Below are 16,353 nucleotides of genomic sequence, written 5' to 3'. Positions count from 1 at the left end.
GTTAGAACAAAAAGTGGAGCGTTAGCCGAGAGGACTGGAGCGTTAGAACAAAAAGTGGAGCATTAGCCGAGAGAAATGGAGCCTTACCCTCCATTCCCTCACCGCCACTTCATTCATAAATTTCTGTATACTAATGAGAGAACATATCTTTTGGAGGACGACTATATGATAGGTGACAAATTAGAAACCATTCTCGATTATCAACAGCTAATCGATCAATCAATCAGACGCCTTGGTGGGTATTGGCGTACACTTTCTGGGCTGGCCCGCGTGACAGAGGAAGTGGGAGAGCTTGCAGAGTTACTGATCACGAAAGAAAAGGATCCGGATACAATTGGCGGGGAGCTTGCTGATGTGTTTATCATTACAACGTGTCTAGCCAATCAGTTTGCGACAGATTTAACTGGAGAGTACGAAAAAATTGGTCTACCAACCAATGTGAGTGAAATTCAATTCTCCAATAAAAACGTCCCGGCATCTGACTTGCTACTTGCTTTAATAAGAAGAGCAGGAACGATTGCACGTATCATCAACCATTATGATGGCGATAAACCAATGAAACAGACAGAGAAGCCGCTCTCGCTGGGTGGTCAAATTGCTATTTTTCACCAGGAGCTTTTCCATTTCGCATCGGCTCTTCGTTGCTCGTTATTTGACCATGTAGCAACCACCATCCGGAAAAATTTAAAACGCGATCAAAATAGATTCGCGATTACGTCCGATCCGATTACTGAGCCAGTTGCGATGGAAGCTCTTGGGTTATCCACATTGTTTCAACAGGGCTCTCGTTTTTGGTCAGCCTGTCCATGGGATCCAACTCAATCTAAAGAGCAAAATCTCTCCATCACTCAGTTAACGGTTAACCGTTTTAAAAAATGCGCACGCACTGAGGGATTAGATGGACTCATACTAACCATGCCACCCCAAGAAAAAGATGTACACAAGCAATTCCAGCTTGACCCAACACGTTTTTCCGTATCTGCGCAAGAAACAGAGGGGCTCGCTACGTACATAATCAAATCGGTTTACTAAAAGAAGAGGCTGGGACATAACATGAATGTAGCGAGTCAAACACGAACATAGCACCAATTCCGCTACAGGAGAATCCCTCGCTTTCCACGGGAACGGCCTCAGCCCCTTTCGCGGAAAGGGCGCCGCTACAGTGTCTTCACCGCGTTCTGTTCCGTAGGAGTCTCGGGTTCTCCCTCCGCTTGTTCAAATAAAACCACTAAAGGCGAACGATTCTGCAATCGAATCATTCGCCTTTTCAAATTGTTTTACGTTATGTCCGCCCTCTTTTACTTCATTCAAATAATATTCTTTAATGTCGTTGTTTTCTCTTTTAGTTCTCCTGCGTCTTTTGAAAAGGTCTCAAAGTCCGTTATGGTCACATGAACTTGTTTTTGATTCTCGAGACTATATTCTTTTGCCTGATGTGTTCCCTTTGAAATGGTCTGAACTTCATTTGTCATTGACTGTATGCTGTCACGAATTTCAATGACTGATTCCTCAATTCGTTTAGATAAGGTTCGAACTTCTTTCGCTACTACGTCAAACCCTCTCCCGTATTGCCCTGCTCTTGCTGCTTCAATGGCAGCATTTAGAGCTAACAAGTTCGTTTGTGAGGCAAAGCCTTGAATGGTCTTAATAATGCCTTGAATCGCATTTGCTTTATCTTGAAGCCCAACTAGGGTGTCTGTGTTTTGAGTAGATAATAAGGCAACCTGATTAATACTAGTAATTAAATTCTGGCTACGGTCAATCCCTACTTCGGCCCGCTCGTCTAGTCTCTCTGACATCTCTTGCAGATTAGAGGCGAAGGATGTGATGGTTTCCTGTCTTTGTGTGATATTGGTAGCGACCTTTGATACGCCAACCACAGCTCCATATTCATCTTTTATTGGCATGTAGGTAGCTTCTAACCAGATTTTACTGCCGTTTGCACTCATTCTCAAAATCTTATCCTGAAAGCTCACACCAGATAGTAAGCTTCGCCAAAATTGTTCGTAACGCAGGCTATGGCGAAATTCAGGGAAGCATAACTCCTGATGCCCCATTCCGAGCATTTGATTTACTGTATAGCCCATCGTTTGGGCAAAAAGAGGATTTACGTAGGCAACTCGACGATTTAAATCAAAACGAATCATTGCCAGGTTTTTCTCAAGGGCCTCGATTACATGCTGTTCACTTACTTCATTGGGTTGATGAGTCAAAAGGGTATCCTCCGCGTCTTATAAGTTATAGTACGTTGTACCCTTTTGTGGAGAGGGACAAACGTCACACTTCTTCGTTGCGGAATGGTTGCCTATTTGTACAGACTTCTTCACAATAGATGGGAAGAGCACATTTAATTGGAGGGATCATTATGGAATTGGGTCTTAAAGGGAAAGTGGCTTTAGTTGTCGCCTCGAGTCAAGGACTAGGAAAAGCAGTGGCCACAAAGTTTGTTAAAGAAGGCGTTCACGTCATGCTGACTAGTCGAGATGCAGATAAGCTTGCAAAGGTACAAGACGAACTTAAGGACATGGGTCAGGGCAAAGTGGAATACTGCGTATGTGACATCACGAAACCTAATGAAATCAAGCAGTTAGTTAAGCGAACACGAGAAGAATTAGGAACGATTGATATTCTTGTAAATAACGCAGGTGGACCTCCAGGTGGAGGGTTTGAGGATTTTTCTGATGAAGAGTGGGAGCAAGCCTTTCAATTAAATTTGTTAAGCTATATTCGATTAATTCGAGAAGTCTTACCTGATCTAAAAGAAAATGGAGGGCGGATCTTAAATATAGCTTCTTCATCCATTAAACAACCGATCCCTGGATTAATTCTCTCTAACACATTTAGAATGGGCATCCAAGGATTAGCTAAAAGCCTTGCAGAAGAGCTTGCCCCATATGGAATCCTAGTGCATACCGTGGCTCCTGGACGAATTGCTACAGACCGGGTGGATCACTTAGATCAACTAAAGGCTGAGAAGCAAGGGATAGATAAGACAGAAGTCAGTGAGCAGGCGCGCAAGAATATCCCGCTTGGACGATACGGACAACCTGAGGAATTTGCAAACGTTGTTACATTTCTAGCCTCAGATGCTTCAAGCTACATGACTGGGAGCTCCATCTTAGTGGATGGTGGGATGATCCGGGCTATTTAATCATACAAAACTGATGATTCGATGAAGTCATCAGTCTTCTTTATTTATGTGTTCTTTTTTAAGATTTTCTTCATTTACTGATAAAAATTGGTTCTCTATGATACATTTAAAAGAAGACATTCTGTTTGCCTGGGGGCTGAATTCGTTTGAAGAAGAAAATAGCTGTTGGAGCTACACTTTTAATCACTCTGATATGTGCAGTTGTCATATATCTTGGTTTAACGCAAAACAGTATACTCTCGAAGGAAACGCCAGATAGTGAAACAACTCGTGAACTCGGAACAGCAACAGAAGAATCAAATGGAATCATCGAATATGAACCGTCAACTGAACGAATTGTATTTCAAGAAGGGGAAGAGGAACGAGTCCGCGAAATACTAAAGGAACAACACGACAACCTTAATACGTTAGCTGGCTGGGGTGCAGTAGAACGAATTGACCACAACAGTCTAGCTGATAAGGATAAATGGCGTCAGCTTAAAGCTGATGTGGAGTGGTTGAGTCAGCATGGACTAGCTCCCTCAGAAGCCATTAATGATCTAAAGAATGCTAAAGTATTAATGGAATTATCAGAGGAACATGAGGATGAGATGTCTGTACGTTATTTGCATCGAATTTTTCATGATTTGGATGCACATGTAAATGAAACGAAGGTTGATAAGCTCTGGGGCGTGACCTATGCCTTTGGAAGCGAGGAAGAAATAGATAAAGTGTACAGCTATATTTCCGATTTTAAGTAAAAGTACAGGATTATAAAAACAGGTAAACGGGTATAAAATGACAAGTTTCAGAAGGAAGGAAAACAACTAATGCATACATTGTTGTCTACGGAGTTAACAGCGAAAGACCACTACAAATTATTATCTGGCTCTGTGGTGCCAAGACCGATTGCGTTTGTAACCACTCTATCTTCAGAGAACCAGCAAGTAGTCAATGCAGCACCATTTAGCTTCTTCACCATTGTTTCTTCAAATCCGCCTATCCTAGCGATATCGGTTTCAAGGAAAACTGGAGAGTTAAAGGACACAGCACGGAACGTACTTAAACATAAAGAACTTGTTGTTCACCTGACAGATGAAGAAAATCTTGAAGACATTAACGCGACAGCGGCTTCATTACCTCCTTTGGAAAGTGAACTAAATTTAACGAAATTCCATGTAAAACCAAGTGAAATTGTAAAAGTTCCGGGGATACTAGAAGCGAAGATCCGCTACGAATGTACACTTCATGAGCATATACCGATTCGTGATGATCAAGGGGTTGTTGTGAATGACCTTATCCTTGCGAGAGTGGTGTGTTATCATGTTTCAGAGGCAGTGTATGAATTGGAGACAGGGTATATCAAGACTGATACATTAAAGCCTGTGGCAAGACTTGCCGGGCATGACTACGCCCAGATTCAGACACCGTTTGAGTTAAAAAGACCAACGTAATCATGAGCTTAAAAGGTGCAAGTACGAGGGTACGTGATCTGGCACAAGGAAAACCGATAAATCCCTCATGTTTTTAAGGTAGAGACCAGTATACTTACGAATTCTCCTTATTTTGATACTTGTCACTTTAGGCGCTTCGCCCTAAAATAAAGCTCATGAATTTGTTTAGAAAGAAGAGATTGAAAATGAACAAAAGAAGATTAGGCAGTAAAGAGGGCTTTTTTCTGCTTGCTCTCGTTTTTCTTTGGATCAAGACATATGTCTCTTACAAGGTTGAATTTAACCTAGGTGTAAAAGGGACGATGCAGGAATTTTTACTTTTTATTAATCCACTAAGTGCTGCGATCATTCTGTTTGGTTTAGCGTTATTTGCCAAAGGAAGACGTGCAGGCTGGTGGATTTTGATATTCAGTACACTCATGACGATTGTGTTGTACGCAAATATTATGTTTTACCGTTTCTTTGATGATTTTCTTACGTTACCGAACTTAATGCAGACAGATAACGTGAGCAACATGACTGAAGGTATTTTCTCGACGATGTATGGTCATGATTTTCTTTATTTTGTTGACTTAGCTATCCTTTTATTTGTGTTAATTCAAAACAAAGCATTTAAAGAAATAAAGTTTAGAAAAAGTCTTGCATCAACTGCCATTATCACAGGAATCGCTATTTTCACAGTGAATTTAACGCTTGCTGAGATTGATCGTCCACAGCTATTAACGAGGACGTTTGATCGTAATTATATTGTTAAGTATCTTGGATTATACAACTACACCGTTTATGATGGCATTCAAACGGCGCAGATGGAGTCTCAAAGAGCCTATGCAAGTAGTGATGACCTAACGAATGCAAAGCATTATACAACGTCTCATTATGCTGAACCAAACGAAGAACTGTATGGAGCAGGTAAGGGGAAAAACATTATTAAAATCCACTTAGAGAGTTTTCAGTCGTTCCTGCTTGATTATGAGTTAGACGGGGAAGAGGTTACACCTTTCTTAAACAGTCTCGCTCATGGTTCGGAGGATATGACGTACTTTGATAACTTCTTCCATCAGACAGGTCAAGGCAAAACAGCTGATGCAGAGCTAACACTTGATAACAGTATGTTTGGCTTGCCTACTGGGTCGGCTTTTGTAACCAAGGGACAGAATACGTATCAATCACTTCCGGCGGTCTTAAATCAGGAAGCGGGATATACGAGTGCCGTTCTACATGGTGATTACAAATCATTCTGGAATCGGGATCAAATTTATAAACAGTTTGGAATCGATCATTTCTTTGATGCAAGCTCCTATTCAATGGAAGATGAAACGGTTGTGAATCTTGGATTAAAGGATAAACCCTTCTTTGAGGAATCCATTCCAATGCTTGAGTCCTTAGATCAACCTTTTTATTCACATTTGATCTCACTTACGAACCATTATCCTTTTATATTGGATGAAGAGGACGCTACACTTGATCGTGGGACAACAGGAGACAAAACTGTTGATGGATACTTCCAAACGGCTCGTTATTTAGATGAAGCGGTTGAAGAGTTTTTTGATGAATTAAAGGAATCTGGATTATATGATGATTCGATTATCATGATTTATGGAGATCACCAGGGAATTTCAGAGAACCATAACCGAGCGATGTCTGAGGTACTGGGTACGGATATTACACCATATCAAAATGCCCAAAATCAACGCGTGCCGCTTATGATTCGTGTACCAGGAGTAGAGGGTGGTGTCAATCACACGTATGGTGGAGAAATTGATGTCATGCCAACCTTACTTCATCTTCAGGGAATTGATGCACAGAAGTATTTAATGTTTGGTACGGATCTTTTTTCAGATGAACATGATGAAACGATTGCGTTCCGTGACGGGAGCTTCGTGACACCTAAGTACACAAATGTACAAGGAACGCTATATCATACTGACACTGGAGAAGAAGCCGAAGCGAACCCTGAGACCGAGCGTTTAAAGGAAAAGGTTGATGAGCAGCTTCAGTTATCAGATGAAGTGTTATACCAGGATCTCCTTCGTTTCCATAATGTGGACGGATTTAAACCAGTAGATCCAAGCAACTATTTCTATGGCGAAAAAGGTGTAAACGAGTCATCTGAAACGCCACAATAAAGAATAAAATGCAAAAGAGCCTGGATCATAACTAAATAGTAATTCAAAAATGGCGAATGATTCGATTGCAGAATCATTCGCCATTTGTGATCTATTCGAACAAGCGGAAGGAGAACCCGAGACTCCTACGGAACAGAACGCGGTGAAGACACTGAAGCGGCGCTTTTCCGCGAAAGGGGCTGAGGCCGTTCACGGCGGGTGCGAGGGATTCTCCAGCAGCGGATTATTTGCTATATTCGAATTTCACTCGCTACATTAAAGTTATGTCCCGCCCTCTTTCTGTTTTATCTTTTTTTAGGACGTGCCTTTCCAAGTAATATAGGTACTCTCTTTAAGACGATGATACATGGAATCATCAACAACAAGGTCACGATGGTATAAAACAATGTCCAAGGTAATGTGTTCGTTTCGTTCATTTCAAGATTCAGCCCATAATAGACACTTGCCTTTACGAGATTTAAAGCTGGAAAATGCAGGAGTAAGATGACGATTGAATACTGTCCTAGGAAAGAAAGAACCTTTAGATGATGAAGTTTCAGAGCAAGCAGAATGATCCCAATGGAACCTGATAACGCTCCTAGATAAAAGAACCAGCTCTCCCCATAAAGATTGCCTCTCATATCTACCCTTTCCGAATTAAAGTGTTGGGCTACATAGGTAATGAGGAACAGTACAACAAGAGAAACAATGGTTTTCCTCCAAGTAGGCTCTTCCCAGACCTGTTTTGTTAATGCGCCTATTCCATAGAACACAACGGCAGTTAATGATACTAGGATACTCCAGGGCAATTGATTTGCACTGATAAAGACTGAGCTCGCATACCCCAATACTCCAAAGACAATTAGAAAAAAGGGGATCCATTTTTCATTTCGACAGATTCGATGAGTGAAATAATAGAGTAGCTCTACAACAAACAAACATGTTAAAAACCAGATGGCTGGATTATACGTAAGCTGATAGTCCACGGGTGTTGAGATAAAGATCCCGGAAAATGGAACGATGGGATCGACATCATCGCCTGAGGTAAATGGGAAGTTCCTTGTCACATAAAACCAGAAGACGTACGTAATAAATGAAAAGATAAAATAAGGTAAAAGTAATCCGCGTGCTTTTTTCCAAACAAAAGCACCTATCGGTAAAGAGGATGGTTTAAAGACAATACCAGATAAATAAAAAAATAAGGGCATGTGAAACGCGAACAAAAAGCTCTTTAAGGTATCGTTTACTGGGGCGTGACTTAAAACAACCAGTATAATACCGATTCCTTTTGCTACATCAATCCATTTTACTCGTTGGTTCATAGATATGGCTCCTCTACTAGTGCGATGGAAGTCAAAGATATAGTATAGCCTACCCTCTAATGGAAGAATTGAAAACCATTACATAGAATGATGAGAAATTATACAAGGTGTTTCAAGATTATATGGTAAAATAGGTCTATAGTTGCAATCTAAACGTCTTGATTATTACAATAGAATGACGATTTATTATAAGTGGATTTCATATTGTTTCTAGGTACGTAAAGGAGAACGTCTAATGGAGCATTTTCATGGTTCGTACAGTCTACCTCTTGTTCTTTTATCATTTATTATTGCTACATTTGCATCATATACAGCTCTAGATTTGGCTGAGCGAATTCGAAATGGAAGTGGCGTTAAACGGTTCCTGTGGTTGGTAGGTGGGGCTCTGACAATGGGAATGGGAATTTGGTCGATGCATTTCATTGGAATGCTTGCCTATACCTTTTCGGTTCCAGTTTACTATCATGTAGGTACTGTTCTGCTGTCGGTAATACTTGCCATTGGTGCATCAGCAATTGCTTTATTAGTTGTCGGCTTAAGAGGTGATAAGCATTCCTTCGTTTTGTTTGCAGGAGGCATATGTATGGCTGCTGCGATCTCGGGAATGCATTATGTCGGAATGGCTGCCATATCATTGGAGATTACATATGATCTTGGTGTGGTGGCTCTATCAATTGCTATAGCTGCGCTGGCATCGTTCGCAGCTCTGTGGCTTCTCCTATCAATTGGTGGGACAAATCGGTTTTCTCTGCTCATTAAGCTTGGTTGTGGGTTTGTCATGGCTATTGCCATTACGGGAATGCACTATACAGGAATGGCCGCTGCTTCGTTTCAATACGGAGAGGAAATGGGCTCGGGATTCATTAATCCTAGAGGACTTACGTATTGGATCTCAGTCGGTACACTATTGTCTCTTACTCTAACCACTATAGGAATCTTTTTACATAAGCGGTTTAATGAGAAGGATAGTGACATTGCTCGTCATGAGAGCTGGTACAGGTCCCTGTATGAACATAATATGAATGGAATTATATCTGTAAGCTCAGATGGAACCATTCAACAAGTAAATGACGCGGCACAGAAAATGATGGGGATTGATGCCACGCACATCGTGCAAAAACAAGCTCGTGACATGGGGTTCATCGATGTGAGTTCACACCTTGAATTTCAACAGTTCAGGCGTAGAAAGTATGAAACCATGCTTACCCGTCCGGATCAAAAGGTTCTCTATCTAACTCTGATGCATGTTCCTGTTGTGACTGATCAACAAGTTGTTGGAACCCATCTTATGATGAAGGACATCACCATGCAGAAGCAGAATGAAAAGCAGATTAAACATTTAGCTTATCATGATGAACTGACAGGACTGCCTAATCGTCGCAAATTTAATGATTTAATCGAAGAGGCTGTAAATGAGTGTAAGAAAAACAGCCACTCGTTTGCCGTTCTTACACTTGATATTGATCGGTTTAAAATGATTAACGACTCCTTAGGCCATATGTACGGAGACTTGTTTTTACAGAAGGTGAGTAATCGGATAACGAAGCTTATAGATGGAGAAGACATTATCCTATCTAGGCTTGGTGGCGATGAATTTGTTCTTATCTACAAAAAGGAGATGGGACACTCACTGGAATCGTTTGCTTCTCGTATTCTGACACTCATTCAAAAGCCCTTTCACTTAAAGGAGCATGATTTCTATATCTCCGCAAGCCTTGGTATCGCCATCTATCCGCAGCATGGAAAAAAAGCTGATGTGTTGCTTCGAAATGCTGATACTGCGCTATATGAGGTAAAAAGAAATATGAAAAATGGCTATCAAATTTATTCAGAAGCGTTAAATGAACATCTTGAGGAAAAACTTACACTGGAGTCTGATTTGCGAAAAGGAATCGCTAATCAAGAGCTCGTCTTATATTATCAACCCAAGTTCTCAATTGATGGGGCAAAGGTTCTTGGGTTGGAAGCACTTGTTAGGTGGAAGCACCCTCAAAGAGGATTGCTGTCACCAGCGGCTTTTTTGCCAGTTGCTGAAGAAACTGGACTCATATTTGACGTCGGTGCCTGGGTATTAAAGCGTGCGTGCATGCAGATGAAGCAATGGCAGGACGAGGGCGGATTAAAGATTCCGGTAGCTGTGAATATTTCCTCTCAGCAATTTCATCAATTAAATTTTGATGAGCACGTTCGGTCCGTTCTTCACGAAACAGAATTAGAGCCAACGTTTCTGGAATTAGAAATTACTGAAAGTATGATGATGGATGTGAATACATCTACTCAAACCCTTCAGAAGCTAAGTGAATTAGGTGTGAAGATCAGCCTGGATGATTTCGGAACAGGGTATAGTTCATTAAGCTATTTAAAACAGTTTCCCATTAATCGATTAAAAATTGATCGATCCTTTATCTCTGAAATCCTGACAAGTGAGCATGATAAGGCCATTGTTTCTACCATTATTTCAATGGCGAAGCATTTGAAGATGGACGTTACAGCGGAGGGCATTGAAACAAAGGATCAGCTTGATTATTTAAAAATGAATGACCTGATGGAGATACAAGGATTCTATTACAGCAGACCACTTCCGACTGACCAAATTGAGGCGTTGTATATGAAGACAGCCGTGAGTTAAATACAAACAGGCATTTTCGGGCGAACACATGATATATATGTGTTCGTTTTTTCTGTTTTTGTAGGAGTGGGTTTCTTTCAGTGAGACGAGGGTATACACAGATACAAAGTCATCATTCATAAACTGAAGGAGTGATTTACATGAACGTCTTTACAATAGAACTGGCAACATCATGGATTGAACAAGCAAAAAAGGATCTGGCATCCGTTAGAGAGTACCTTTCACTTATAGATCAAGATGTTGGAGATGGGGATCACGGAGAGCATGTCGTACGTGCATTTGAACAGATTACTCCTCTTAGAGCATCATCGTTCATGACCTTACGTGAGGTTTTTGAATACACAGGAGACGTGTTAATGAAAGAAAAAGGGTCCTCTGCTGTTCATTTATATGGTGTCGCTTTCAAAGAGATGGCCTTATCATTTCATGGAAGCGAAGCCTCGTTGGATGAGTTTAGTCAAGCGATGCGTGCTGCTGTTGAAAAGATGAAAGAAGTGGGCCAGGCCAAACGCGGAGACAAGACATTAGTGGATGTGTGGGAAGCAATCGCTGAGCTGACAGAAAGAGAAACCACCTTGTCATCAATCAATTTTGAAGATAAAGCAAAAACGGTATTAAAAGCGTCCAAGTACCTATTAGCCCAAAAAGGGAAGGCCGCCGAATACGGTTCAGATTCCGTTGGATTCTTAGACCCCGGAACTGTTTCAAGCTATTATCTGTTTGACGCGTTAACTCACGTATTAAGTGAGGCAGTAGCGAATGAACCGATCCAACAAACATCCTAAGTAAGCATTTAATAGAGGTTGGTGCAAACTGAATAGACTACGGGTAATGAAAAACAAATGATTCAGTTGACGAATCATTTGTTTTTTAATGTTTTTAAGGAATAAGCGGAGGGATAATATGAGACTCCTACGGCACCGTACGTGGTGAAGACACTGTAGCGGTGGTCGTTCCGCGGAAGGGGCTGAGGCCGTACCCCATAGCCGTCAAGTTAAGTAAAATCGGTTTAACTATAGACGATTCTTCGTTAGGATGGGGGTTTAACCAGTCCTAGGGAGGGATCGTTTGTGTCTTTAAAAGAGGAGTTCAGTACGTTTGCGAAAACCGTGTTGGACGTTTTATCTGTACCGAACCTTCGCCAATCTGCCCGAGATGTTGGGTTTGTACAGCGTCTAAAGAAATTAAAACCTGAGGATTTCCTAAGTATTTGTTCCTTTCTTCCTCAACCCGTCGGTGCGACAGAGTTAACACAGCTTTGCGGGGCTCTTTCACGTGAATCCAATACCCACCTTTCCAAACAAGCCTTACATCAACGCTTCGATGAAAAAGGAGCGGCTTTTTTGAAGCATGTGTTTTTTCAATTGGCGGCCAAACAAGAGTTGATGGCCATGCCACCTCTTCCTGAGACCCCGTTTTCTCGGATCCGCATCTTAGATGCGACTTCATTTGAACGACCAAAGAAAGATGGTACTTCTTCAGATGGAGCGAAAATTCATTTAGAGTATGAGCTATATGAGGGGAAATTTTTGCATACCTTACTTTCCGGTTCAAGAGAAAGTGACCATCACGCCGCCTATGCATTAGCCGATACGATTCAACCAGGTGATTTGATCATCCGTGATCTCGGCTACTTTTCTGGCGACCATTTGAAACAAATCGATCGTGCAGGCGCTTCTTATATCACGCGGACGCCGGCCAATATGACCTATTGGACTAGAGATGATCAAGGGGAACGAATCCAAATCAAACCAGAAGAAGATGCGAAGCAGCTAGAACCGGGAGCGATCAAAGATTATGGGGTCATCCAATTAGGGGTCAAAGGAAAGAACACCCTTCAAACCCGTGTCATCGTGCAACGATTGACAGAGGATCAACAAAACAAGAGGAAAGCCGGTTTACGAAAAAGAAGACGGAAAGGGGGTCATACCCAATCCGCCGACAAAAAGGATCATACCCAAATCCTTGCCACTAACCTAACACAGGAAGAAATGGATGTGCAAGCATTGTATCCGATGTATTCCTTACGCTGGCAAGTCGAGATTCTTTTCAAAACGTGGAAATCCCTTTTCGCCATTGATCACGTGCGCGCGATGAATCCAGATCGGTTTCTCTGCCACATGTATGGGAAACTTATACACATTCTGCTTTCCTCGATGGTGGCGTTTCAATGCCGGTTCTATCTTCATCAAAAGCACCACCTCGAAGGCAGTGAATACAAGTGTATCCATCATGCCAAAAGGGCTATAGAAGAGTCAAAAGGATACGCTCTCTATCATCGTTCTTCATTAGAAGACGTTCTAGAAAATATCTACGAGAGCATTTACCGACATGGACGAAAAGACCATCGCCACCGCCATCAAAGTCCCTATGACATCTTACAGATCGCCTATGAAACACATGCGCGTGTGGAGTAAAACGGTAGAATCCGGTGCAAAAAAAAATAGAAAAAGAGCCAATCTACCCATACGTACCCTGATGGAAAATACTAGATCCACTACAAGAGAAAGGATGAGCTCTTTCTTTTTCCTTTCTTAACTTGACGGCTATGGGCCGTACCCGTGGAAAGCGAGTGTTATCCCGTAGCGGCATTTTATATCAGTTAACCATTTATTCAACTTTACGATTGCGTTCGTTCATTATTTTTTTAACTTAAAAAAGGGGCTAAGGTATGGTGTTCAGCTTTTATCACACACTAATACGTGATATAGTTTGTCCGATTACACGGTACATAACGGAGTGAAAAGATGAAGAAAACACCAGAAGTAAGATATACACAGCTAGCCATTACGCTGACCATTGGAATCATTCTTTGGTTTATTCCTGCCCCACAAGGTCTGGATCAGCAAGCATGGCAGCTATTCTCTATTTTTGTCGCAACAATCATTGGACTTATTATCAAACCGATGCCTATGGGAAGTGTAGCGATTATAGGCTTATCAGCCGTTGTCCTCACCCGAACACTTGAAATTGGAGAAGCATTAAGTGGGTTTCAAAACAAAACGATTTGGCTCATTGTGATCGCCTTCTTTATTTCAAGAGGATTCATCAAAACGGGGCTTGGTGCCAGAATTGCTTATGTATTTGTCCGGATGTTCGGGAAACGAACGCTGGGTCTTTCTTATTCATTGATTGCCAGTGATCTCATGTTATCGCCAGCAATGCCGTCCAATACGGCGAGGGCAGGTGGAATCATTATGCCAATTATTCGCTCACTATCTGAAGCATACGGCTCAAGAGTTGAGGATGGAACCGAGCGAAAAGTAGGATCCTTTCTGATCAAGGCATCCTTCCAGGGAGATATGATTACATCTGCCATGTTTTTAACCGCAATGGCTGCGAATCCACTTGCGGCTCAAATTGCTGCGAATATTACAGGTACTGAAATTACGTGGACGGGGTGGATGTTGGCCGCGCTTGTACCTGGTTTGCTTAGTTTGCTTATCATACCTTTTATCATCTATAAGCTTTATCCGCCAGAGGTGAAGGAAACACCAGAAGCACCAAAAATGGCTGTTGAAAAGTTAAAGGAAATGGGAGCGATTAAGCGAGAAGAATGGTTTATGATTGCCGTCTTTATCGTTTTACTTGTTCTTTGGATTGCAGGAGGGAGCTTCGGAATCGATGCAACCGTTGCAGCGTTCATCGGGCTTGTTATTTTACTGGTTACACAGGTTTTGTCTTGGTCGGATATAAAGAAAGAAGAGGGAGCCTGGGATACACTGGTTTGGTTCTCTGTCCTTGTTATGATGGCTGAGTATTTAAATAGCTTAGGCATGATTCCTTGGTTTAGTGACCTAATGCAAGGAGCTGTTCAAGGACTTGGGTGGACGTACACGCTTGTCATATTAGCGGTGGTTTACTTCTATTCCCACTACTTCTTTGCAAGTAATACGGCTCATGTGAGTGCAATGTATGCTGCCTTCCTATCGGTCATCGTGGCAGCTGGAGCGCCCCCTGTTCTTTCCGCATTACTCCTTGGTTTCTTCAGTAACCTCTTCGGTTGCACGACTCATTATGGAAGTGGACCTGCTCCTGCCTTCTTTGGTGCAGGATATGTGACCCAACAAAAATGGTGGTCACTCGGCTTTCTGATTTCGATCATCCATATTGTTGTTTGGCTCGGAATTGGCGGGCTTTGGTGGAAGGTTCTAGGATTGTGGTAAGAAGGAAGAGAGATTGAGAACTAACCAAACATCAATTAGAAAATGGCGGATGATTCGATTTCGGAATCATCCGCCATTCGTTTTTTTTCAAAACGAGCGGAGGGAGAACCTGAGACTCCTACGGAATAGGACGTGATGAAGACACAGTAGCGGTGCCCTTCCGCGGAAGGGGCTGAGGCCGTCCACGGCGGGTGCGAGGGATTCTCCCGCAGCGATTTGTTGCTAAATTCGTGTTTGACTGGCTACATTCATGTTATGTCCCAGTCTTCTTTGCTATCCATTGATCTCTGATTCGCGTATAGGAGCATTGGAATCCCGAGCAAGGCAAGGAAGGCACCACCCCAGAACATTGCTGATAATCCAACCCACTCAGCTACGGCTCCTGCTAGGATCGGACCTAAAAAGATTCCGAGCGCGTAAAAGGACTGATAAAATCCCATCACTGACGTTCGTAATGAATCCACAGGTAAGCTGGCAATTTTCCCAAGTAATAAAGGGAAAAACAATCCTAGTGCCAGACCCAGAAGACCATGGACGACACTTAAGCTTGTAAGGGACTCTGTCAATGGAATCAGAACAAGGGAAACCACTGTAGCAATTAGACAAATAAGAAGAATGAGTTTAGTGTGTCGCTCTTGTAACGGTAGAAAGGCAAGGCTCAAGGAAGCAATGGCATGTGGAATAAAAAACGCCATCACAAGCCAGACAAGTGTCCCTTCATCAATTCCAATTGTAGCTGCATACAATGGAGTGAATCCAAATATGGTGATAAAGAGAATGCCATGCCCGATCATAGATAAACCAGTGATCGCAAAAAGCGTTGGAACCCGAATCGTTGCCATCACGTAACTCTTATATGATTTACGCGTGCTTTGTTGAGTGCTTTCTTGTGGAACAACCTTTATCCAGCAGGACAAAATGAGTCCAACTGCTGAGGCTAGAACAGCAATCCAAAAGGGCAACGTCCAACCAAAGGATTGAACAATTAGACCAGCGAGCGCCATACTCACAAACTGAGGCATAACCGTGAGAAATTGTAGAGTGCCCATTGCCCGGGAGGATTGCGTCCGGTCAAAATATTGAGCATAAAGAATTGTTGCCATGACCCACATCGATGCCGTTATTCCAGCGAGCAGACGAGCGATAAAAATGGCTAAAAACGAATCAAACCAAACGAGCAACAGTCCACTAATGATTGCAACAGCAAATCCCCCGATATAAAGTTGTTTTCTAAGGCGATGAAGTATGTCTGAAAGGATGCCTAAAGGAAACCGTAACAGGACCTGTGTCACACCATAGCTTCCCAAAATAATCCCGATCGCAGAATATGTAAATTGCTTTGTTTCTAGATACAAACTAAACGTTGGTACGTAAATATATGTAGCAAACCAAAAGCAAAACACCGTCGATAAAAACAAAACATGATCCCCAATTGTGATAGTCATACTTTTTTTCTGAATGGCTTCCATAAACTAGTCCTCCCGAGGTATACCTTAGATGCTCTTCTCTATCTACCCTTATTAAACCTAATATATGTTGATAGCGCT

The 16,353-nt window shown here is 42.1% G+C and carries 12 protein-coding genes; 9 read left to right on the top strand and 3 right to left on the bottom strand.

All coding sequences use genetic code 11. The features are described from left to right. Positions 1 to 165: 165 nt before the first annotated feature. Positions 166 to 1,032: a MazG nucleotide pyrophosphohydrolase domain-containing protein gene (locus NSQ54_18205; GenBank protein WYP26238.1), complete on the top strand. Its 867-nt coding sequence runs from the start codon at positions 166 to 168 to the stop codon at positions 1,030 to 1,032. Between the two features lie 275 nt (positions 1,033 to 1,307). Here the strand turns inward: NSQ54_18205 and NSQ54_18200 are convergent, their stop codons facing one another. After that, on the bottom strand, positions 1,308 to 2,213 hold the full coding sequence (locus NSQ54_18200) for a methyl-accepting chemotaxis protein (GenBank protein WYP26237.1): 906 nt from the start codon (positions 2,211 to 2,213) through the stop codon (positions 1,308 to 1,310). Positions 2,214 to 2,365: 152 nt separating this feature from the next. On the opposite strand from NSQ54_18200, the gene NSQ54_18195 reads away from it, so the two are divergent. From NSQ54_18195 to NSQ54_18180, 4 genes are all read left to right on the top strand, one after another. Beyond that, positions 2,366 to 3,151 carry an SDR family oxidoreductase gene (locus NSQ54_18195; GenBank protein ID WYP26236.1) on the top strand — a complete coding sequence of 262 codons (786 nt, stop codon included), beginning with the start codon at positions 2,366 to 2,368 and terminating at the stop codon, positions 3,149 to 3,151. Between the two features lie 146 nt (positions 3,152 to 3,297). Further along, positions 3,298 to 3,891 carry a hypothetical protein gene (locus tag NSQ54_18190; protein ID WYP26235.1) on the top strand — a complete coding sequence of 198 codons (594 nt, stop codon included), beginning with the start codon at positions 3,298 to 3,300 and terminating at the stop codon, positions 3,889 to 3,891. A gap of 69 nt (positions 3,892 to 3,960) precedes the next feature. Beyond that, complete coding sequence (locus NSQ54_18185; GenBank protein ID WYP26234.1) at positions 3,961 to 4,584, top strand: flavin reductase family protein; 624 nt, start codon at positions 3,961 to 3,963, stop codon at positions 4,582 to 4,584. A gap of 185 nt (positions 4,585 to 4,769) precedes the next feature. Then, complete coding sequence (locus tag NSQ54_18180) at positions 4,770 to 6,710, top strand: LTA synthase family protein (protein WYP26233.1); 1,941 nt, start codon at positions 4,770 to 4,772, stop codon at positions 6,708 to 6,710. A 284-nt stretch (positions 6,711 to 6,994) separates the two neighbouring features. Here NSQ54_18180 and NSQ54_18175 read toward each other — a convergent pair whose 3' ends face one another. Further along, positions 6,995 to 8,011 (bottom strand): acyltransferase family protein, encoded by a 1,017-nt coding sequence (locus NSQ54_18175; protein ID WYP26232.1) that lies wholly within the window; start codon positions 8,009 to 8,011, stop codon positions 6,995 to 6,997. 235 nt (positions 8,012 to 8,246) lie between these two features. Here NSQ54_18175 and NSQ54_18170 point away from each other — a divergent pair, with 235 nt between their 5' ends. The 4 genes from NSQ54_18170 (at position 8,247) to NSQ54_18155 (ending at position 14,806) form a co-directional block, all read left to right on the top strand. Further along, entirely contained in the window at positions 8,247 to 10,640 is a 2,394-nt protein-coding gene (locus NSQ54_18170) for an EAL domain-containing protein (protein WYP26231.1), read from the top strand. A gap of 140 nt (positions 10,641 to 10,780) precedes the next feature. Further along, positions 10,781 to 11,425 (top strand): DAK2 domain-containing protein, encoded by a 645-nt coding sequence (locus NSQ54_18165; GenBank protein WYP26230.1) that lies wholly within the window; start codon positions 10,781 to 10,783, stop codon positions 11,423 to 11,425. A 285-nt stretch (positions 11,426 to 11,710) separates the two neighbouring features. Then, positions 11,711 to 13,057: an IS4 family transposase gene (locus NSQ54_18160; protein ID WYP26229.1), complete on the top strand. Its 1,347-nt coding sequence runs from the start codon at positions 11,711 to 11,713 to the stop codon at positions 13,055 to 13,057. A 330-nt stretch (positions 13,058 to 13,387) separates the two neighbouring features. Further along, entirely contained in the window at positions 13,388 to 14,806 is a 1,419-nt protein-coding gene (locus NSQ54_18155; GenBank protein ID WYP26228.1) for an anion permease, read from the top strand. 248 nt (positions 14,807 to 15,054) lie between these two features. Here the strand turns inward: NSQ54_18155 and NSQ54_18150 are convergent, their stop codons facing one another. Continuing rightward, positions 15,055 to 16,275: an MFS transporter gene (locus NSQ54_18150; GenBank protein ID WYP26227.1), complete on the bottom strand. Its 1,221-nt coding sequence runs from the start codon at positions 16,273 to 16,275 to the stop codon at positions 15,055 to 15,057. Between the last annotated feature and the right edge of the window lie 78 nt (positions 16,276 to 16,353).

It is taken from the genome of Alkalihalobacillus sp. FSL W8-0930, from assembly GCA_037965595.1.
Taxonomy (GTDB): Bacteria; Bacillota; Bacilli; order Bacillales; family Bacillaceae_D; genus Alkalicoccobacillus.
Note: the sequence above shows the minus strand (reverse complement) of the source record. Positions and strands in the feature narration are given on the sequence as shown.